This window comes from Sporomusaceae bacterium (genome assembly GCA_031460455.1).
Classification (GTDB): domain Bacteria; phylum Bacillota; class Negativicutes; order Sporomusales; family UBA7701; genus Anaeroselena.
The window spans coordinates 36982-58337 of record JAVKTQ010000020.1; the positions used below are offsets into that span (position 1 = coordinate 36982).

At 51.2% G+C, this 21356-nt stretch carries 20 protein-coding genes; 14 read left to right on the forward strand and 6 right to left on the reverse strand.

The window, feature by feature from the left end; genetic code table 11:
• Positions 1 to 17: 17 nt before the first annotated feature.
• The 6 genes from RIN56_19000 to RIN56_19025 all read left to right on the forward strand — a co-directional run bounded on the left by RIN56_19000 (position 18) and on the right by RIN56_19025 (position 6908).
• A complete protein-coding gene (locus tag RIN56_19000; GenBank protein MDR7868888.1) occupies positions 18 to 830 on the forward strand; it encodes a hypothetical protein in 813 nt (270 codons plus the stop codon).
• Positions 831 to 956: 126 nt separating this feature from the next.
• Positions 957 to 2201, forward strand: coding sequence for an MFS transporter (locus tag RIN56_19005; protein MDR7868889.1), 1245 nt, complete (start codon positions 957 to 959; stop codon positions 2199 to 2201).
• Between the two features lie 8 nt (positions 2202 to 2209).
• Positions 2210 to 3025 carry a methyl-accepting chemotaxis protein gene (locus RIN56_19010; GenBank protein ID MDR7868890.1) on the forward strand — a complete coding sequence of 272 codons (816 nt, stop codon included), beginning with the start codon at positions 2210 to 2212 and terminating at the stop codon, positions 3023 to 3025.
• A gap of 160 nt (positions 3026 to 3185) precedes the next feature.
• Positions 3186 to 5153: a sigma 54-interacting transcriptional regulator gene (locus RIN56_19015; GenBank protein MDR7868891.1), complete on the forward strand. Its 1968-nt coding sequence runs from the start codon at positions 3186 to 3188 to the stop codon at positions 5151 to 5153.
• Between the two features lie 157 nt (positions 5154 to 5310).
• A complete protein-coding gene (locus RIN56_19020) occupies positions 5311 to 5697 on the forward strand; it encodes a MerR family transcriptional regulator (protein MDR7868892.1) in 387 nt (128 codons plus the stop codon).
• A 74-nt stretch (positions 5698 to 5771) separates the two neighbouring features.
• Positions 5772 to 6908: an MBL fold metallo-hydrolase gene (locus tag RIN56_19025; protein MDR7868893.1), complete on the forward strand. Its 1137-nt coding sequence runs from the start codon at positions 5772 to 5774 to the stop codon at positions 6906 to 6908.
• A gap of 62 nt (positions 6909 to 6970) precedes the next feature.
• Here the strand turns inward: RIN56_19025 and RIN56_19030 are convergent, their stop codons facing one another.
• The 3 genes from RIN56_19030 to RIN56_19040 all read right to left on the reverse strand — a co-directional run bounded on the left by RIN56_19030 (position 6971) and on the right by RIN56_19040 (position 9646).
• Positions 6971 to 7309 (reverse strand): cupin domain-containing protein, encoded by a 339-nt coding sequence (locus RIN56_19030; GenBank protein ID MDR7868894.1) that lies wholly within the window; start codon positions 7307 to 7309, stop codon positions 6971 to 6973.
• Between the two features lie 103 nt (positions 7310 to 7412).
• Positions 7413 to 8513 carry a DUF362 domain-containing protein gene (locus RIN56_19035; GenBank protein ID MDR7868895.1) on the reverse strand — a complete coding sequence of 367 codons (1101 nt, stop codon included), beginning with the start codon at positions 8511 to 8513 and terminating at the stop codon, positions 7413 to 7415.
• A 26-nt stretch (positions 8514 to 8539) separates the two neighbouring features.
• Positions 8540 to 9646, reverse strand: coding sequence for a DUF362 domain-containing protein (locus RIN56_19040; protein ID MDR7868896.1), 1107 nt, complete (start codon positions 9644 to 9646; stop codon positions 8540 to 8542).
• Between the two features lie 194 nt (positions 9647 to 9840).
• On the opposite strand from RIN56_19040, the gene RIN56_19045 reads away from it, so the two are divergent.
• The 7 genes from RIN56_19045 (at position 9841) to RIN56_19075 (ending at position 16369) form a co-directional block, all read left to right on the forward strand.
• Positions 9841 to 10203 carry an alpha/beta hydrolase gene (locus RIN56_19045; protein ID MDR7868897.1) on the forward strand — a complete coding sequence of 121 codons (363 nt, stop codon included), beginning with the start codon at positions 9841 to 9843 and terminating at the stop codon, positions 10201 to 10203.
• Between the two features lie 302 nt (positions 10204 to 10505).
• Positions 10506 to 11150: a flavodoxin gene (locus RIN56_19050; protein MDR7868898.1), complete on the forward strand. Its 645-nt coding sequence runs from the start codon at positions 10506 to 10508 to the stop codon at positions 11148 to 11150.
• Complete coding sequence (locus tag RIN56_19055) at positions 11147 to 11821, forward strand: DUF4405 domain-containing protein (GenBank protein MDR7868899.1); 675 nt, start codon at positions 11147 to 11149, stop codon at positions 11819 to 11821. Before RIN56_19050 ends, RIN56_19055 begins: the two co-directional genes overlap by 4 nt.
• A gap of 49 nt (positions 11822 to 11870) precedes the next feature.
• Positions 11871 to 13085, forward strand: a complete 1215-nt coding sequence (locus RIN56_19060; protein MDR7868900.1) for an aldo/keto reductase — start codon at positions 11871 to 11873, stop codon at positions 13083 to 13085.
• 30 nt (positions 13086 to 13115) lie between these two features.
• Complete coding sequence (locus tag RIN56_19065; protein ID MDR7868901.1) at positions 13116 to 13796, forward strand: flavodoxin family protein; 681 nt, start codon at positions 13116 to 13118, stop codon at positions 13794 to 13796.
• Positions 13797 to 14282: 486 nt separating this feature from the next.
• On the forward strand, positions 14283 to 15305 hold the full coding sequence (locus RIN56_19070; GenBank protein ID MDR7868902.1) for a DUF3231 family protein: 1023 nt from the start codon (positions 14283 to 14285) through the stop codon (positions 15303 to 15305).
• Between the two features lie 38 nt (positions 15306 to 15343).
• Positions 15344 to 16369, forward strand: a complete 1026-nt coding sequence (locus RIN56_19075) for a DUF3231 family protein (protein MDR7868903.1) — start codon at positions 15344 to 15346, stop codon at positions 16367 to 16369.
• An 83-nt stretch (positions 16370 to 16452) separates the two neighbouring features.
• Here RIN56_19075 and RIN56_19080 read toward each other — a convergent pair whose 3' ends face one another.
• From RIN56_19080 to RIN56_19090, 3 genes are all read right to left on the reverse strand, one after another.
• Positions 16453 to 17670 (reverse strand): IS256 family transposase, encoded by a 1218-nt coding sequence (locus RIN56_19080; GenBank protein ID MDR7868904.1) that lies wholly within the window; start codon positions 17668 to 17670, stop codon positions 16453 to 16455.
• A 298-nt stretch (positions 17671 to 17968) separates the two neighbouring features.
• Entirely contained in the window at positions 17969 to 18733 is a 765-nt protein-coding gene (locus tag RIN56_19085) for a LytTR family DNA-binding domain-containing protein (protein ID MDR7868905.1), read from the reverse strand.
• A complete protein-coding gene (locus tag RIN56_19090) occupies positions 18708 to 20447 on the reverse strand; it encodes a LytS/YhcK type 5TM receptor domain-containing protein (GenBank protein MDR7868906.1) in 1740 nt (579 codons plus the stop codon). Before RIN56_19090 ends, RIN56_19085 begins: the two co-directional genes overlap by 26 nt.
• Before the next feature lie 329 nt (positions 20448 to 20776).
• Between RIN56_19090 and RIN56_19095 the strand changes: the two genes are divergently transcribed.
• Positions 20777 to 21235 carry a cobalamin-dependent protein gene (locus tag RIN56_19095; protein ID MDR7868907.1) on the forward strand — a complete coding sequence of 153 codons (459 nt, stop codon included), beginning with the start codon at positions 20777 to 20779 and terminating at the stop codon, positions 21233 to 21235.
• Positions 21236 to 21356 lie beyond the last annotated feature (121 nt).

A 21356-nucleotide genomic window follows, 5' to 3' on the forward strand; every position in this document is an offset into this window, starting at 1 on the left:
GCAAAGGGGGCGGGCTTTTGTCACTCGAACAACTCAGATACAGGAAATACACCAGCGACGAAATTGCGAAGCTGCTCGCCCCGGAAACGGTGTGGTATTCACGCCGGGTGTCTTTCAATGACGGCGCTGTCATCTGCGCCGACAAAATAACGGCAGCGGCGGTCCAGACGGCGGTCGGCACGTTGCAGTTGACCGTGCGGGCCACCTTTTACAACACCATGGAGGCGATCACCTCGCAGCTTGCGGCAAATGGGTTCACCGCGCGGCGGATCGACGGCGGCGCGGTTCACGAGCGCGTATGGAGCAGCAGCATTGACCGCCGAGAGGGCGCCGTGGCGACCTTCGCCCGTGTTGCAGGAGCCGTCGACGACGCCGCGGCCGGATTACCGCTGCTGTTGTATTCCTCGCGGTTGAGGAAGATTGTCGCCGACTACCTTCAAGTGATGAATTATGTCAGTGCGCAAGTCCCTGTAAGGAAGCTAAGCGCCGATATCGGCGAATGCGCCGAGTTTGCCCGCCTCCAGGCGCCAATGTTTTTTGTTGCGCGGACGGCGGACTCGGAATGGGTGTCTTGGCTCCCCGGCGACGAGTTTGCCCCGGCTTTCTCGTCGCAAGATGCTGCCGGCGTGTTCGCTAGAGCGCGGCAGCGCCTGCTGGGGCTGCCGGGCAACAGCGACATCCAGGTCGTTGAACCGCCGGCCAGGAACGTTTACAAACTGATCGACAACAAGAAAAGCCTCAGAGAAAGAATATCGTGGCTACGCCACGAAAGCGCGCGCCTGGAGAGGCTGTTGCCAGCCTTCGCCCCGCAGCTGGGGCAGGCGAAGTAAGACAAGTATATTTCATGTGCTCAAAGCCTTGCTTTAGTGCAGGAATCGATCTGAAGGGGGCATGTTATATTGGATAAACCACAGCCAGATGCCTTCGATCTAAATCCGGCAAACTCGCAAACCCGTGTGAGACACAAGCTTGCGGTGATACTGTTGATTACCCTTCTCGTAGCGTACATCGACCGGGTCAACGTCTCCGTGCTTGTCGCGGACCGGACGTTCCTCGTCGACATGGGTATCGCCGACGACCCGGTGGGAAAAGGGATGCTCATGTCGGTATTCCTTATCTGTTTCGGGATCGGCAGTGTCGTGTTGAGCCCTCTCGGCGACTGGCTCGGACCGCGCAAGACGATGATAATATCCATCTTGCTCTGGACGGTCGCCTTGATATGGGGCGGACTGGCGGCCGCTTTCGCCTCGATGCTCGTGTCCCGGGTTCTGCTGGGCTTCGGCGAATCGATGCATTTTCCCATGCTGAGCAAATTCGTCAAGAACTGGTTCCCCCTGCACGAGCGGGGCAAAGCCAACGCGATCTGGCTGCTCGGCGTAAACGTCGGGCCGCTGCTCGGCGTCCCCCTCGTTGCCTGGGCGATCACCTCATTCGGCTGGCGCGCCAACTTCTACCTGCTGGCGGCGCTGGGCGTAATACCGGTAATCCTTTTATGGAAGTATACTGCCGACCATCCGCACCAATACAAAGGAATCGGCAAAGCTGAGCTGGACTACATCGAAGCGGCGCTCCGGGAAGAGAAGGAAAAGGAGGCCAGGTTCGACAAGGGCGGCGTGAAGGAAAACCTGATGATGATTGTTCGCGATTATCGCGTCTGGCTGCTGGTGCTGGCTTACTCTGGCACTAGCTCCATCTGGTGGGGGACGGTAACATGGCTGCCTGCCTATCTTAAAGAGGCCAGGGGTTTCAGTTGGGCGGCGATGGGACTATGGTCGACCCTGCCATATGTATTCGCGATCATCGTCAAACTCGCCGCCGGCTACGCAGTGGACAAGTGGCGCTATCCGGCCCAGTTCTATGCGGCGGGGCTTTTCGGTTCGGCGGTCTTTATCTACTTCGGCGCCTTTGCGGAGAGCAGCATGGCCGCCACCTGGCTAATTTCCCTCGGCATCGGTACGTTGGCGATGGGGACGCCCTGCGCCTGGCTGCTGCTGCAGCAAATATTGCCGGGTAAAGTGATCGGTACCGGCTCGGGGCTCATGAGCGGCGTATCCAGCGGTATATCGGCGGCGGCGCCGGTGATGGTCGGCGTATTCATTGCGCTTACCGGCAGCTATGTCGGCGGCTTGATGTTCATGGTCGGTTGGGGCGTTCTCGGCGGGATCATGTGTCTTGTGCTGGCCGCAAAGCAAAAGAGGTGAAAACATGTATGGGGGTAATCGACTCGGTTGTTGCGTCGGCTCCGTTCTACCAGCAGATCAGCACGCTGGATTCGAGTATTACGATCGCCGATGCCGAGGGTACGATACTATATTACCTTAAGGCGAAAACCTTTGGCGGCGACTTGAAGCTCGGATCAAAAATCGCTGAAAAAGGCTCAGGCATGGAATGTTTAAGAACAGAAAGGGTCATTCGCAGAGTTCTCCCCAAAGAGATCTATGGCATTACGATAAAAAGCACCAGTATTCCGATAGTAGAAAACGATCAGATCGTCGGCGTCATTATTACGGCCACGAGCATAGAAACTCAGCAGATTCTGCATGAATCCGCCCAATCGATAGCTGCTACGGCCGAACAGCTGACTGCAACCGCACAAGAACTGGCCGCTACGGCGGGCCAACTCTCTCAAGACCTGGCGACCGCCAAGGGTGGCGGCGAACGGATTCTGCAAGAAATTAAGAAAACGGATGACATACTGCATTTCATCAGAGAGATATCGGCCAACTCCAACTTGTTGGGACTAAACGCCGCCATTGAAGCCGCGAGGGCCGGCGAGCACGGCCGGGGGTTCGCCGTTGTTGCCGAGGAGATTCGCAAGATGGCGGACAACAGTTCGCAAGCCGTTACCGACATTAAGGATATTCTAAACACTATCCGCCAGGAGAATGAACTGATGGTCGATATCATTATCCGGACGGCGCAGCTGGGCGAGCGACAGGCGGCGGCGACCGAAGAAGTATCGGCATCGATGCAGCAGTTGGCTTCATCGGCCAGCGATATCGAAGGCATATCCGGCAAGCTCTGATTAATAGTTTGAATAAGGGGTTCGCACAGCGGCTGGATATCTCCGGCCGTTTTTTTCCGCCAACAATAACAAAGGAATGTCTATGTAATGTAGAGAATTGTTATACGAATAAAAACAAAAGTTATGGCCGGCCTGGGGTTGCTGTGATCAGGAGGTTGATATGGAAGTACTAAAAAACAACGACTGGAGCAAAATTAACGAGGCATATCAAGTTTTCATCAACACGGGACGTATTTTGCCCAATACCGTCAGAATAGAGATAGAGAACTCCTGGAAAAGGAGCCGGTCGATTAATCCCTGGACACCAAGGCCCGAACCGTTGGATGACGAGCAATTCAATGCAGTTTTAAAAGAAAATGAGGAATTGGTAAGATTCGCCGAACCGGTGATGCAGTATGTTTACGCGACAAATGGCCACCTTTATGAGGATAACCTGGTTCATCTCATGGAAAAGACCGGAGTAGTTTTAGCCTTGTGCACTAGGGTCTGTTCATACCCGATACCGCTTAAGAAGAGGCTTTGTGAGTCTATAATCGGTACAAGTATTTCATCGACCGTATTGGTTGAAGAGAAGCCTTTGGAGATGGGCGGAACCGAATTGTACAAAGCCTGCTATCAGACTTGTTTCGGGGGCGCCGCACCAATAAAGGACCGTAACGGCAATCTGATAGGGGTAATCTCCCTTTACAATAATTACGGCAAGATTCCCGAGCAACCGCTTGAACTTGTGGAAACCGCTGCGCACCTAATCGAGGACCTTCTCAAAAACCCGGCCGCTGCCAGCAAGAAGTCGGTTGTATATCACCCGCTTTTTACCAAAATGGTGAACTACGCAAATTACCACGTGCTTGTTGTTGATTCAAAAGGTAAGATTGCCAATTGCAACGATAGTTTCAAAGAACTTCTCGGGCTGCCGGATGGAGAGGATATCGTCGGCAAGCATTGTCACCAGTTCGGCATAAAGCTGGAAGAGATCATTTCCGACGGGACATACGGAAACAAAGATGTGTTCAAGATAGATACAGCTGGTCTAAAGTACAATTGTTATTTGCAGAATAACAAAACGATAAAATGGCTGAATAATCAGGAGCATACTATCCTCCTTTTCAGCATCGTCGAATCGCCGGTAAAACGCGCCAAAGTTGTGAACTTAAAAAAGAATATAGATACATTTGAAAGAATCGTCGGGCGGAGCGCCGAGCATGCAAAACTGCTTGCTACGGCCAGGCGCGCGGCCAAAGTCCCCACGAATGTATTGATAGACGGGGAGAGCGGTACCGGCAAGGAGGTGTTCGCTCGGGCCATCCACAATGCCAGCGCCAGGGCATCGAAACCTTTCATCGCCATCAATTGCGGCTCGATTCCGCGGGAGATTCTGCAAAGCGAGCTTTTCGGGTACGAGGAGGGGGCTTTCACCGGCGGAAAAAAGGGCGGTCAGGTCGGAAAATTCGAGGCGGCCGACGGTGGCACAATACTGTTGGATGAGATCGGGGAGATGCCTCTGGAAATGCAAATCAGCCTATTGCGTTTTCTGCAGGATAGAACCGTCACCCGCGTCGGGGGGCGCCAAGCGAAAACAGTCGACGTGCGAATCATTGCGGCGACCAACCGCGATCTCCAGCAGCTAGTTGCCGATGGGTTATTTCGGAGGGACTTGTATTATCGTTTGAACGTGATTCGCATTACGCTACCGCCTCTAAGCAACAGAAAAGAGGATATTCTGCCGATAGCAGAGTATTATGTGGATTTTTATTCGCAGCTCTACGGGCTGGATAAGACGACCATTACCCAGGAGACGCGCAACCTGTTGTACCAGTATAATTGGCCGGGCAATATCCGCGAGCTGGCGAATGTTATCGAGAAGGCTGTAGTATATTCGGATAGTTCGCAGATTACTCCCGATCTGCTGCCCGGTGAGATTCTCGAATACCAGCCGGGTCTGACGAAAATAAGCCCCGAAGGATTTGAACAGCGCGAGAAACAGACTATCGCCCGGGCATTGAATGCTGCCAAAGGTAATGTTTCGGAGGCCGCGAAATCAATCGGGATTTCCCGCAATACACTTTATCGGAAGTTAGATAAGTACGGGCTACATTGCCAGAAATACTGGGGCGGGGAGTCAAACTAATTTTTTAATCGCCAAAAACTCGCCATAAATGGCGGGTTTTTGTGTTTTTGTGGGACGTGATGGGGGAAGCAGTGATCAAGAAACAAGTTTTTTCGAATTAGTCTTGACTTGGAGTTGACTCCAAGCATTATAATACGGATATCGGGAGGTGGAAATCATGACGATTTCGGAAGTGAGCGAGAAATTCGATATGCCCCAGGACACTATCCGCTATTACGAACGCATCGGGCTTATCCCCCGCGTGAACCGTAATAAGAGCGGTATCAGGGATTTTACGGACATAGACTGCAATTGGGTCGAATTTATCAAATGCATGCGAGGGGCGGGTTTGCCGATAGAGGTATTAATTGAGTATGTTGCGCTGTATCAGCAGGGCGACGAGACCCTCAAAGCAAGAAAGGCGCTTTTTATCGAGCAACGCAGGCTGCTGCTCAAAAGAATGGAAGACATGCAGACCACCCTTGAACGCCTGGATTATAAAATTGCCATATTTGACGATAAAATAGTCGAAGCGGAAAAAGCGCTCGGCACACCTGAGAATTAGTTTTGAGGTAAAATATATAAAAGCAAATGTGCCCGGTGTTTTTTGCACCGTGTAGATTATGTTCGGAGAATTTCATGAAGAGATGGGTAAGAAAAATGCTATTGGCCTTGGTAATAGGTATTGTCATCTTGTCGATCGGTGTAGGCTTTTATATCCGGCAGCCTAAGTTCGGAACATTGCCCCATGGCGCCCGCCTTGAAAGCATCCGAAACTCGCCTAATTACGCTGACGGGAAATTTCGGAATCTGATGCCCACTCCTCAATTCAGCTCAGGAAACAACACTGCTTCCGTATGGTGGTACTTTCTGTTTGAGAAGAAAGAGCGGCTGATACCGACAGCTTCCATTCCTGCCGTAAAAACAGACTTGAAGAGCCTGGACAAAGGGCGGGATGAGGTTGTCTGGCTTGGCCATTCGTCGTACTATATCCAGCTTGGCGGCAAGAGGGTTCTGATCGATCCGGTGTTCAGTCCTTCTGCGGCGCCTGTTTCTTTCGCCAACAAGGCGTTTGCCGGGACGAATCAATATACGGCCGAGGATATGCCGGAAATCGATTATCTGCTCATTTCCCACGATCATTGGGACCATCTGGACTATCCCACGATTATGGCCCTGAAGCCCAAGGTCAAAGCTGTTGTCTGCGGTTTGGGTGTTGGGTCGTATTTCGCGGAATGGGGCTTTGAGCAAAAGCTCGTCCATGAGGTCGACTGGTTTACGGCGCTGGAATTTGGCGATGGCTTCACCGTCCATGTATTGCCGTCACGCCATTTTTCCGGCCGTCTATTAACCAGAAACAAGACTTTGTGGACCGGCTTCGCCCTGGTAACGCCTGAGCGCCGTATATTTTACAGCGGCGACGGCGGCTATGGGCCGCATTTCAAGCAGATTGGCGAGATGCTCAACGGATTCGACCTGGCAATTATGGAAAACGGCCAGTACGACAGAAACTGGCCGTATATCCACATGATGCCGGAAGAGGCAGCGCAAGCCGCCGAAGATCTGAAAGCCAAGGCGTTGTTGCCGGGGCACTCAGGCAAGTTCTCGATCGCCAACCACCCGTGGGATGAGCCGTTCAAGCGTATTACCGCGGCTAGCGCCAGTAGAGGGTACAGGCTTGTTACCCCGATGATCGGGGAGTCGGTAGACCTTGCGAACCAACAGCAGTTGTTTTCCCGCTGGTGGGAAAAGGTCGAACATATTACTGCAAAATGAAGCTTTAAGATGTAAGAAAACAGGCTCTATTCGAGCCTGTTTTCTTACATCCGGTCCGTTTTTTAAGGGTGCTTTACTTCGTATTGCCTGTCGCCGACCTGCTCCAGCCATACGGCGGCTTGGCCGTCGAGCACTCCCGTGAGGGCGATATGCGTCATCGCCGTGGTTGGCGAGGCGCCGTGCCAATGCTTGACTCCAGGCGCCCACCAGACGACATCGCCTGGCCGAATCTCGACGATAGGACCACCCCGCTCCTGAATCAGGCCGGCGCCGGCGGTAACTACAAGGCGCTGCCCGGTCGGATGGGTATGCCAGGCGGTTCGGGCGCCCGGCTCGAACGTAACGTAAGCAGCGGAAAAGGGGGCCGAATCGTTGGCATCAAATAGAGGGTCGATACGCACATTGCCGGTAAAATATGCGGCAGGGCCCTTGACGGAAGGCTGCGAGCCGGCGCGAATAACGTGTAGAGAGCTGGTTGTCCCGGACGTGGTCATATTTAGCACCTCAAATTTCGATCAGATTGTATTCCCGGCTGCCCATGCCCAATGCTTCCATATATTCGAGCTGATGGAGGCCGCTGCGGGATTCGATGCGTTCGACGATATCGCGGCGCTCGCTGGCAGGCAGCTGATAGATGAGGTCGATGCACGCCTGGTCGGCAGCAAGTATATCCGTTGAACCGATTATTCCGATATCGTCGCAAGTCGGTTTGGCGGCGCTGGCCCCCGCGCAGTCACAGTCGACGGAGATGTTTTTCAGAACGTTGATGTAGGCGATATGACCTTTGAAATGCTCGGTTATAGCCTTGCCGGATTCCACCATCCGTTCATGGAATCCGTTGCCCCCCAGCCAGCCTTCCCCATGGATCATTCTCTTACCTACTTTGCCGGAGGCCATGCCGATGCCGATGTTCTTTAAGGAGCCGCCGAAACCGCCCATGGTATGGCCCTTGAAATGCGTATAAACCAGCAGCGAATCATATTTGAGGACGTTCTTGCCTATTGCGACCTCGTGAAGATGAACTCCCCGCTCAAAAGGGTAGGGGCCCTGGAAATTATCCATGTATTGGTCGAGAAATTCTTTCAATCCTACTACCGGCAGCATTACATCGCCATCGGCGTCGAGGATGTCGACGGGACAGAAATCGAAGCCGTTGGTCTTGATTGTTTCGCGGTGCGTCGCCGTTTCCCGGCGCGGACCTTTGTAAAGCACGTTGCACTCGACGATGGCGCTGCCGGGAATCTTGCTTTGCAGGTTTTTGATGTACTCGATCGGCAAGAGATTCGGTCCATGCGGTTCGCCGGTATGCAGTTTAATCCCGACTCTGCCGGTAACTCCCTTGTTAATCTTTTCATAAATCTTTTGAACGCCTTCCGCGCTTAAGTCCCTGGTAAAATAGACAACCGGCTTGTTCGGGTCATGCGGCGATACCGCATGCGAGCCATCCCAGGTCACTTGTGGCTGCCCACTCGCCTGGGCGTGCGCCGATAACTGCAGAAACGAGGGGATCGCCGCCAGGGCCATCGTGCCGCCGGCCGCCTTTAAAAAATCACGCCTGGTAAAATCACCGGTCTTTTTCCCTTCATGGTTATCCGATGTCGCCATTTCTCCACTCCTTTTTACTTTTTCGCCTACAAGGCAATCAATTCATACTCGCGGCTGCCCATGCCGATTTCTTCGCCGTATCTAAGCTGGACAGTTGCATCAATATGAGAGCGCAGACCGTGAAACTTGTCCGCGTCGGCCTCCCAATTGGCGGAAAGAAACGTATTGGCGATGCCTAGCTGCTTGTTAACCAGATCGAAGCTCGCCTGATCGATGGCCACAGGATCTGTCGACGCCAAAAAACCGATATCGGGGACAATCGGCGCATCGCTCCACGAGGCGCAGTCGCAATCCGGCGTGATATTGAGCAGAAAGTTTATATAACCTATCCGCTTTTCATGAGCTTTGGCAAAGCCGTAGCCGTATTCGGTCAGCCGCTCAAGCATAGCGGCGAGGTCGGTCTGCCAGTCCATGCCGATGGCCTTTACCGGGCAGACGGTCATACACTCGCCGCAGCCGATGCACTTATCCAGGGCGATGTGCGCCTTCTTTTCCGTCAGGGTGACCGCCGCTTCCGGACACACCTCGCGACACTTTCCGCAGCCGACGCATTTTTGCTGATCGACAAAAATCTTGGCGGCATGCTGCTCCTTTTTGCCAACCGCCGGTGCCCCGCCCATGGCGAGATTTTTTATCGCTCCGCCGAACCCCGCCATCTCGTGGCCTTTAAAGTGGGAAAGGACGATTGCGCTGTCGGCGCTGACAATGTCTCTGGCCAGCTTGACCTTAGCAAAATGTTTTTTGTCGATCCGTACTTCGGCAACATTCTCGCTGCATAAGCCGTCGGCGATGATGATCGGCGCCCCGGTAACCGTGTAATCGAAACCGTGTTCCAGGGCGGTCAGCAAGTGATCGACAGCGTTATGGCGGCTGCCGGAGTAGAGCGTATTAGTGTCGGTCAGGAAAGGCTTGGCGCCCTTCTCCTTAACTTTATCCACCACCTGACGGACAAAAACGGGATTGATAAAGCCGTCGCTGCCGCGTTCACCGAAAGTCAGCTTTATCGCCGTAAGGTCACCCGGCTGAATAAGCTCGCCGAACCCGGCACGCTCGAAAAGGTTTCTGATTTTGCTGATTTTGTTGGTCTTATCGGTTCTCGCGCGCAGATTGGCAAAATATACTTTGCTGGCCATGCGTCATTACCCCTCTCCGGTATAAATTTTGCGGAGGACGGTTCCGATTATTGGTATACATCTTATGCTACAACTTTGAGTTAACTCGAAGTCAATAGGTTTTTAATAACATTTTTTAAAATGGTTACTATCGCGGCCTTCACCGTCAGGCTCATTTTAACATCGGGCTTAACGTCGGGTTAACCGAAGCGCGGATGGAGAGCCTTGTGTCGGTTCTCGCAACAAGAGTAGGCAAGAGGAAAGGCACTCCGCGGGGCGAATTCACTCCCACTGGCTCGTCACCTAAGCTCACGACGCACCCGACGCTGACCAGCAACATCAAGTTCATGAATTTCTACCCGTTCAACGACATCGAGATGATTTCTCCTCGTCCCCTGCTTTTCATCGCGGGTGAGAACGCTCACTCCAGAGAGTTCAGCGAAGACGCTTACAAGCTGGCGGCCGAACCGAAGGAACTCTACATTGTTCCGGGCGCAGGCCATGTGGATCTGTATGACCGGGTAAATATCATCCCCTTTGACAAGCTCACAGCCTTCTTTACCGAGTATTTGAAATAGGGTGATGAGGGGGCTGTTTGCTGCTCCTTGAAAATGGTATTTTGAATGTGAAAGGGAACTCCGCACTTATCGCCGGGGTTCCCCTTCATCTTAAGAGTCGGCTGTCAATTACTTAAAGGAGGATACATTGGACTATCATAAGCTTCCTTAACCGTGGGCCTATTATATGCGAGAAAAATTGTTAAAAAATGCTTGACTGTGAGTGGACTCCAAGTGATAAGGTTTTCCTAAAGCTAGATTTTCCAAAATAATGGGATTGTTTGCTGACGAATAAAATCAGACTATTACTTTAGGAGGTCCGCATGAACAGAAGACTATTCATTGCAGGTGCCGGAGCAGGGATCATGACTATGATGTTGGGTGGTTGTAATTTTATGTCGAAAAATGAAGCTCAACAAAAGTCTGTTGCCCAGGCAGCAACGGACAGTAGTACAAGTACCGGTAATAAGAATGAGCAACTGGTTGGGACGGATAAAAAGATTCTGATAGCCTATTTTTCCCACACGGGCAATACGAAAGCCTTTGCGGAAAGCATCCAAAGGCAGGTCGGCGGGAATTTCTTCGCCATCGAACCGCAGGATGCCTATCCGCAAAACTACGATAAAGTCGTACAACAGGCCAAAGGCGAAGTCGCGTCTAAATTCAGGCCCAAAATCACCAATAAAATCGCCGATATACGCGCCTACGATGTAATCTTCATCGGTACGCCGATTTGGTGGTATACGGTGGCGCCGCCGGTCAGAACCTTCCTCGCGGAATACGATCTGGCAGGCAAAACGATCGTTCCTTTCAGCACCCATAAAGGCAGCGGCCTTTCCGGTATCGACAAAGCTATACAGGAACTTCAACCCCAAGCGAAAGTATTGGACGGATTCGCCGTTTGGGATAACCAGGCAAAAGATAAACAGGGGGAAATCGCCAACTGGCTGCAGAGGTTGAAGGCATGATCAGAAACACCCTGAATCTCGTGATGCTGCTGTGTATCCTGGCTGTCATGGATTATCGCTTTACCGACAACGCCATTCATGAAATACTCGGCGTGGTTATTCTACTGTTGTTCATCGGCCATAACATCCTGAATCGCCGTTGGTACATGGCAATCGGCAGAGGAAAAACGAGCCTGCATCGGATACTGCTCACCGTTGTCAACTTTCTGCTTTTGCTCGTGATGGTGACGGTCACCGTAACAGGGGTGCTCATCTCGCAAACAGTTTTTTCCGCCCTTTCGCTGAGCGGCAATCTTTGGGTCCACGAGCTGCATACGTTGTCCGCTTATTCAGGCTTTATCCTCAGTGCGATCCATCTCGGTTTTCACTGGAAGGCACTTTGGGGAAAACTGTGCCGCTGGCTTGGCATCGAGCGCACAGCTTCTGGTTATATCCTCCTGCGCCGCGCAGCTTCACTGATTATCGTCGGCTATGGTATCTATGCCTCGTTTACACGCCAGATCGGTTCTAAATTACTTCTCCAGCATGTTTTTATCGGCTGGGACGCTGCTCAGCCTTCGCTTGCCGGGTTCATTTTTGACTATACGGCGATTATGGGTTGCTATGTCGCCGCAGCGTATTACCTGACACAGATACTGCAAAAAACAGAATTACAAAAATACAGAGCTTGAATGCTTGAAAGAGATGAGGCTAATGAAGCGGCGGGACTTTATACAGGCAATGGGAGCCGGAGCTGTAAGCCTGATGCTCGGGGGATGCAGCCTCAATTCACCATCTACGGCTAAGGTTTCCGACAATGCGCCGTCCAGCAGCGAGATCGTGCAGAAGCTGGCCGAGACTGTCAAATATCGGGCGATGCCTCGCACCGGTGAAAAAATAAGCACTATCGGCCTGGGGTCGAGCGTACTGCATGAATCTTCCGCCGCCCAGATCGAGAATATTGTCTCCTACGCCTGCGACAACGGCATAAACCTTATGGATACGGTCATGTCAAATTTCGGTCCGGCCGAAGCAATCGGCCGCGCTTTAAAGGGCCGCCGGGATAAGATGCTGACCCAGATGCATATCGGCGTCAATTATCCCGGCGGAGTGTACAACAGGACGCGCGATTTGCGGCAAGTACGGCAGGGGTTTGAGCAACAGTTAAAAACACTGGGAACCGATTACAGCGACATCGGCCTTATACACTATGTCGATCAGGCAGATGATTTTGCGACGATAATATCTAACGGCGTCTTCGATTATGCCAGAAAACTGAAGCAGGACGGTACGATCCGCTATCTCGGTTTTTCTTCCCATTCGGTCGACATCTGCCGCCGCTTTTTGGAAACCGGCGCAATCGACCTATTTATGCTTAGCGTCAACGCAGCTTATGATTTTGAGCCGTCCGACGGTAAACTGGTCATCTCGCAGGAACGGCGGCAACTATATCAGGAATGTGAAAAGCGCGGTGTTGCCATAACGGTTATGAAGCCCTATGGCGGCGGACGCCTCCTCAATGCCGGTACGTCGCCATTCGGCCGTGCCATGTCGGTGCATCAGTGCATCCAGTACGCATTGGACAGGCCGGCGACGATATCGTGTCTCCCAGGCGTGCGCAATATGGCGGACCTGACCGGCGTCCTGGCTTATTACAATACTTCCCGCGGAGAACGCGACTATTCTTTTATCGCTGCGGCCCAGCATCAGGATATGAACGGCCTGTGCATTTACTGCGGCCATTGCCAGCCCTGCCCTGCCGGCATTGACATCGCTGCCGTAAATAAGTATCTGGACTTAGTCACCTCCGGCGACGAATTAGCCAAAGACCACTATCTCAAGTTGGCAAGGCATGCCGGCGCCTGCACGGCCTGCGGCGCCTGCGAACAGCGCTGTCCGGCCCGCGTAAAGGTTCGCGAGCGGATGAAACAGGCCGTCGGCATGTTTGGAAAATAAAAAGTGTGCTAAACCAATAGGAGGGGCGCCATGAATAGGAAAGATTTTATCGTCGGTGCCGGAGCAGGGCTTGTAACTGTCCTGCTGGGCGGTTGCAGCAGCTTTGCATCGCAGGGCAAAGGGCAACAACCGCCAGTTGCCCTGGCAGCAACGAATGGGAATAATGAGAGGGGCAAGAAGATGAAAATTACCGTTATTACAGGCAGTCCGCATAAGGATGGTACATCGGCATTATTGGCGGATAAGTTCATCGAAGGAGCTGGAACAGCCGGCCATGACGTTTTCCGGTTTAATGCGGCGTTCGAGGATGTACATCCTTGCATTGGCTGCGACCGCTGTGGGATGAATGGTCCCTGTATATATAAAGATTCGATGGAAAAGCTCAATCCGGAACTAGTGGCAGCAGAGCTTGTCGCCTTTGTGACCCCTCTTTACTATTACGGTATGTCGGCCCAGATAAAAACCGTCATCGACCGTTTTTATGCCAACAATTCCCGATTGCATGTAACCAAAAAAGCGATGCTGATGGCGACTGCCTATAATTCGAGCGACTGGACCTTTAATGCGCTTACCGAGCATTACAAGACTCTGGTGCGTTATATGGGCTGGGAAGATGCGGGGATGGTAATGGCATACGGGTGCGGTTCAAGAAGCGCCATCGAGCGGACGGATTTCCCCAATCAAGCCTATAAGCTGGGAGCGAATTTATAAAACTACGGCAAGGCTTGTATATGAACAGGCCGAGCAGCCTGCTCATGAACCGTCGCCCACTGCTTGTTGACTACGCGGCGCCACTTACTACAGTCGTCGCACGCGCCATGGCCCGTATAGAAGACAAGGTTTACGAAAGGCGGGAAGTGTATACGTTTTTGTGTAAATGGGTTCCCCCATGCATAACGAGATAAGATCGATATAGTGTTCTAAGTTATACTTTACGGTCGGATTCAGTATACTCATCATTGCCAGGTAGTTATGGATATCATTCCTTTGATATGGAATAATATCCATATTTTTTTTATCGCGTCTCGCTGTGAGGAGAGCACCGCAAATACCGAGACACTCGAAATCAAAGATATCTTCACGGGTTTAATATTTGCGCGCTGGATGCGTGGCTTTTTTCCGATCAGCGCTGCTCGGAATATATACTCCTATTCTGTTTAGAATAATACTGTCTAATTTTCACACGGAGGTCCTCACATGAACACAGCCGCGCACAATATCCGTCTCACAGCCGCTGAGGTTGGCAGTCTCTGGATTCACTTCATGAATGGCAGCCTGTCAAAGTGTACTTTGTCATACTTCCGGGCAAGGACCAAGGACACCGAGATACAGCCGGTCCTTGACACAGCTTTGTCGATGTTGAATTCGCAATTAAATACCATAACGAAGATATTGCAGCAGGAAGAATATCCTCTTCCCGTCGGGTTCACCGATAAGGACGTAATGATGGAGACACCTCGGCTATTTTCCGATCCTTTCCACCTCAACTATGTCAGAAACCTCGCTAAAACCAATATGGTAGCTCATGCTCTATCCGTCTCGATGACGACACGGGCGGATAAGCGTGCCTTGTCTATGCAATCTCTAAAGGACGCCGGCGATCTGGACGAGCAGGCGACCAAGGTGATGCAATCCAAAGGACTGGCGGTCCGTCCCCCGTATATCACCCCTCGTGGTCACGCAGAATATATACAGAGCACCGACTTCCTGGGGAGCTTTTTCGGCCAGCAGCGGATGCTTAGTTCACTTGAAATCACCCACTTATTTCTCAATGCCCAGTCCAATGCCGTCGCCAAAGCCTTATTTATCGGCTTTTCCCAGGTTGCCCACGACGAAGTTCTTCGGGATTTATTTGTACGCGCAGCGGACATAGTAGATAAGCACGTTGAAATATTCAACACCACCCTAAAAGAAAGTGGCGTCCCCGGACCCATGAGCCTGGATTCGGATATCACGGTTTCGACCACACCGCCTTTTTCGGACAAGCTCATGCTATACCATCTTGTAGCCCTGATGAACATGGCTCTTGGCTATTACGCCTCAGCCATGGGAGCAAGTCTTCGGGCAGACCTGATGCTTGACTATACGCGTCTCACGGTGGAAATCGAAAAAATCAATTGGGAAGCTATAAGTTTATTGATCGACAGAGGTTGGGCTGAACAGCCGCCTATGGCCCCCGATCGGAAAAAGTTGGCTTATTCCGGTAAATCATCGCTTTAGACTAGACCCTTTCTCGGTACCATAAGGAGGCTAGGACAGTGACAACAACCGCGCATAATATTCGCCTCACCGCCTCAGAGATTGGCATTCTGTGGACTCAGTATTTGATGGACAGTCTGGCCGTTTGCGTCATGAAATATTTCATAGCAAAAACGGAGGATACGCAGATTAAGACGGTTCTACATACTGCCAGGCAGCTCTCTCAGTCCCATGTGCAGAAGATTGAAACGCTTTTTTCTCAGGAAGGCTTCCCTGTACCCTTCGGCTTTACCGATAAAGACGTAAACGTGGGCGCGCCTCGACTTTATTCCGATCCCTCACATCTAAACTACATCAAAAACATGACCAAAGCAGGCATGGTTGCTTATGGTCTTGCCTTGTCTCTCTCTTCCCGCGCCGATGTCCGCCAGCATTACCTGCAGTGTTTAAAGACAAGCGCCGATCTGGATGATCAGGCGACTCAGGTGATGCTGTCAAAAGGCTTTTATGTTCGCCCGCCTTATATCACCGCGCCTACCCATGCTGAATTCATCAAAAACACTGATTATCTTGGAACTTTTTTCGGTCAGCAACGTGTCCTAAATTGCATGGAAATTACCCATCTGTTCCTAAACGCCCAGTCCAATGGCTTTGAAAAGGCTTTAATCACCGGCTTTAGCCAGGTCGCCCATGACGTGGATGTGCGAGATTTGTTCAAACGTAGGGTGGAAATCTTCAACAAGCACGTCGAGGTTATGCTCGTACCCCTTAAAGAGAGCGGTATCCCAGGGCCCATGAGCGTCGAGTCCGATGTCTTTAATTCTGTGGTCGCTCCTTTTTCCGATAAATTGATGCTTTTCTATGCCGCTGTCTTAAATAATATGCGTTTAGGTTTTTATGCCGCAGCCGCAGGTGCCAGTCTCCGAGCTGATGTTATCGCCGACTATGCGCGCCTTTCGGCAGAGCTTATGAAATTCGGATTGGAGGCCATACGGCTGCTCATTAATAAAGGCTGGGCAGAGGAGCCGCCTTTGTTCGTTGACCGCAAAGAACTGGCGACAAGCGGCAAAGGATCATCACAATAATATGGCGAAAACCACCAGCTAATACTGGTGGTTTTATTTTTGAGGCAGTTCTACCTACAACTTTGCCCCTCAGGTGTGCCTCGTTAATATAGCCACTGCTCATCAAAGCGTCCTTCGAAGTATATTACTAGCTGTGAAATACAGTCTGTCCAGTTTCTGAGCGGCATAGTCCATTTTTTGGCGGCATCCACCGTTGCCAGATAAATGATCTTGCGAAGAGCTTCATCAGAAGGATAGGCTGTTTTTGTTTTAGTCACTTTCCTGAGTTGTCGGTGGTATCCTTCAATGATGTTGGTGGTATAGATCATTCGGCGGATTTCATGGGGGTATTTGAAATAAGTCGTCAGCTCCAACCAGTTGTTTTCCCAGGAGCGGATTACAGCAGCATGCTTTTTGCCCCACTGGTCTTTAAACACTGTAAACGCCATTTCCGCTTCTTCCAAGGTAAGGGCCTGGTATACTTTTTTGAGGTCGACCATCATGACTTCTTGATCTTTGTAGGATACATACCTCATAGAATTGCGGATTTGGTGGATGACACAGAGTTGGATTTCCGTCCGAGGAAATACAGCGGCAATAGCTTCGGAGAAGCCGGACAGACCATCTTTACAGGCAATTAATATATCTGATATGCCTCGGTTCTTCAGTTCGTTGCATACACCGAGCCAAAAGCTGGCACTTTCCGTTTCGCCAATCCATATTCCCAGGATGTCTTTCTGACCGGCCATGTTGATGCCAAGAACGCTGTAGGCAGCTTTGTTGATAATCCTGTTGTCTTTGCGGACTTTGAAATGGATAGCGTCTAGGAATAAGACCGCGTAGACTTTTTCCAGCGGGCGGGACTGCCACTCGGCCACCTGAGGCATGATTTTGTCAGTAACTCGGCTAACTAGGCTAGGCGACACGTCAATGCCGTAGATATCCCGCATCTGGTCTTCAATGTCGCGGGTAGACATTCCCTTGGCGTACATACCGATGATTTGCTCTTCGATGGCATTGGCGGTTTTCTCATGCTTCTGAATGATCTGAGGCTCAAATTCAGAGTTGCGGTCACGAGGAACCTGAATTTCCGTTGATCCGTATTTGGATTTTATAGTCTTCTTGCTGTACCCGTTGCGGCTATTACCGGTGTTGTCGCCTTCCGGGCTATGCTTGTCGTAGCCCAAGTGCTCCGCCATTTCGGCTTCAAGAATATGCTGCAGAGAGTCCTTGAAAAGCTCCTTTAGTTTGATATGGATGTCCTCGACGGTCCGGCATTCTTTTGCCAATTCTTTGGCGAGCTGCATCTGTACACTTTGCATAAATGGCCATCTCCTTCGTGGATATTATTACCATTTGCACAAAATCTGAGACACTCTCGAAAGGCGCGGACGGATTAATCCGTCCGCGCTTATTTTATTGCGACAGCATACTATCGATTTTCTGAGGAAGTTTTTCAACCATATCTTTCTGAGCCTCTTGGCACCTATCATGCGTAACCTTGCCCGTGTATGCCTCATAAGCCTTGGTGCAAGTTTTGCGTCGACACCGGCGCGAAGCAGTAGAGGCGCGCACGTGTGATGCAAAAGCTGCGCGAAAAAGCTCACATAAAGTTCCTGCCTATATTTTTTGAAAGGCTTTCTGGAAATCTTTAATATAGTGGCGGGCTACCGGTATTCTCTCTGTTTCGTAGCCTTCCAGCACAAGCATAAGAGTGTTATTGAACCAGGGAATTATTTCTCTTACCTTATCCGGGTTCACTAAATAACTTTTGTGGATTCTCAGCAACTGAGTCGACGCAAGCTTTGCTTCAAAATCTTTCAGGGGCAGTCTGGTAGGGAAATTGCCGCGTTCGCTGACAATAATCGTTTTGCCCATCTCTTCGGATTTAACGAAGATAATATCCTTGGGCTGCAATATAATCATTTTGCCGTTTTGATAAACACAAAACCTTGTATTCTTGGATGTTAGCGCATTATTAAAAAAATCGCAGACATTGGCATTGGAGAGACGTTCGGAAAATTGCAGTTCTTGCAGCTTTTTAGCTGTCTGCGCCAAGCGGCGTTCGTCATACGGCTTCATAATATAGTCTACGGCGTTTAATTCAAAAGCCTTGACCGCGTATTCGCCGAACCCGGTGACAAAAACGATATAAGGGGCGGACGGCAATTGCAGAATTTCCCATGCTGTAGTAATGCCATCCTTGCAGCGCATCTGCACGTCAAGGAAGACGACATCAGCCTGGTTCGGCGTTTTTAGATACTCGATCACCTCGCTGCCGTCCTCGAAAGCCGCGATCACCCGAAAATTCGGCAACTCGCTGATCAGGCTTTTCAGCTCTTCGCGGGCAGGAAACTCATCATCGACTATTATCGCATTTAGCATTACCGGCATCCCCTCCAAGCGGAAACGTCAAAGTCACCCTGGTACCCTCGCCAACCTTGCTTTCAACCGACAATTGATAATTCTCGCCATAAAAGCTTTTCAGGCGGGCATTTACATTAGCTATGCCGATATGGCTGGAATCGGGATTAAGGACATTGCGCACCTGCGCTCCATCCATGCCGACGCCGTCGTCTTCCACAACAACGACGACATTCCGCGCAACAACACGGCCCGAGATAATCACCTTTCCGCCATCCCGCTTCTTATACAGGCCATGTTTTATTGCATTTTCCACTATCGGCTGAATAATTAAAGCCGGCACCTGACAAGCGCACTCACCCGGAATATCGTATATTACCTTAAGCTTTCCCTGAAATCTGGCTGTTTCGATTTTCACATAATCGTTCACGCGCTGCAGCTCAGCATCAAGGCTGATTAAATGATCAGGCGCAGCCAGATTATTGCGGTAATAATTGCCCAGATGAATCAACAGCTCCCGGGCTACGTCCGGTTGCTTCCGGCAGTAGTAGACGATCGTGTTGAGCGCGTTAAAAAGAAAATGCGGGTTTACCTGGGCCTGCAGGGATTGTATCTCCGCCCGGGCTAACAAAACCGCCTGATGCTCGCTTTTGCTTATTTCGAGTTGCGTGGATATCAACAGAGCCAGGCCCTTGATCAGTTCGATCTCGAACGGCTTGATATCATTTTCCTGGAGCTTATAAATCATCAGTGTCCCTATTACCTGGTCATTATCCTTTAGGGGAGCGACAATTTTCGAACCGAGAGGGCAATCATGCCTGTGGCAGCCGATTTCCTTGCGGTTCTTATAAATGGTGTACTCGCACTCGCCTAACGCGATGGACAGTTTTGTACTCGTTGTCGGTATTAAAGTACTATGGTGCTCCACCCCGGTGCCGACAAACGCCAGAACCTTGTCGCGGTCCGTTATGGCCACGGCAGCCAAGGTATGGGCTGTTTCATAGATGATTTGCGCCGTTTTTTGCGCGGATTGGGGGTTTAAGCCCTTGCGCAGAAAAGTTACGGTATTGCTGGCGATTTTTAGTGTCAATCTGGCCGCAGACCCTTCAACCTTCTCCTGCGCGCGCATGACATTTTCCAGTATGGCGATAATTGCCGCCACACCGACAGGATTCATAATCAGCATCGGCAGACTTATGTTAGATACTAAGTGCAGCGCCTGCTCGAACGGCCGGGACAAGACCAGCAGCGATACCATCCGGAAAACTTCCAGTATTAAGCTTAATGCCAGCGCATATGTCCATTTTTCTCTCCCGTGGGGGAATTTTTTTTTGAGCAGGCCGGCGACCAAACCCTCTAAAATCGTCGACAATGTACTGGCAAAAACGCTGAATCCTCCCAGGGAATAACGGTGAACTCCGGCGATCAGACCGGCGCCGAATCCGGATATAGGGCCGCCGACAAGACCGCCGGCGATGACGCCGACCGCCCGCGCGTTGGCTAATCCGTCGTCTGTCGGGACGCCGATATAATTGCCTAATATTCCCACAACCCCAAAAAAGGCAGCCATTGCCATTTTTTCGATTGCGGAAGTATCGTTTTTTTGCATTACGCTGCGGAAAAATCCGGCCCGGCTCAGCAAGAAAAAAAATATCAACAAAAACGCCAAACCGACAAATAGCTCGCGGAAAATCAATTCCCATTTCGTAAACAGCATCCCAATATCATCCTTCAATGTTGTATGGCGGAACATTTCGACAAATTTGCCGCGTTACCTCCGTCCATTTTTAGGAATATAGCGCGCGATTTTACATATCCCCCTGCCGGCCGATTATCCTCGGCATTTCGCTTGCGTAAAAATGCATCCTGCAAGCTGTTTTTGTCATGATATCAAAACTCGATTGCCAGCGTATTTAACAAAAATTTAAAATAAAAACAAAATTAAGAATAATCATGGCGGCGATAAATACCATCGTTCCGTTTCGGGGGACCCGGCCAATTTGCATTTAACCGCGAATACATGGCGCAAGTGACCTTGACCGCGAAGATATTGGAGGCTATGCCATGGGAAAACGTATTCGTGTGTTAGTGGCAAAGCTCGATCTCGAACGCTACGATCGCGGCGCCGAAATCGTAGCTCGCTCTTTTTGCAGCGCAGGGTTCGAGGTAATTCTGTGCGAATTTCCCCAGACCCCGGAACAAGTAGCCGAAGTCGCTTTGCAAGAAGACGTCGATGCAGTCGCCCTGCTGCTTTTGTCAGGCATGCACAACGCGTTGTTTCCCAAAACCGCCAGGATAATCAAGGGCAAAGGCCTGAAAGATGTTCTCGTCATCGGCGGCGGCGCCATCCCCCAAGCCGACATTTCCGGCCTCATAGAAGCTGGCGTGGCGGCTGTCTTTATCCCCGGCACGCCGACAGCTTCCATTGTCGAGTTTGTCAGCGCCAACGCGAAAACCCGCGAAGGGGGGGACAGCCTTAACCGGTATTGCCCAATGCCCTCGCTAGGGCTGGATAGCAAATAATCGGATTCTGAGGAGGAAAGAAACAGCATGAAACCGCTTAAAGACATCGTCGTCCTCGATCTCACGCGTGTCCTCGCCGGCCCCTACTGCGGCATGGTTCTGGCCGACTACGGCTGCAACG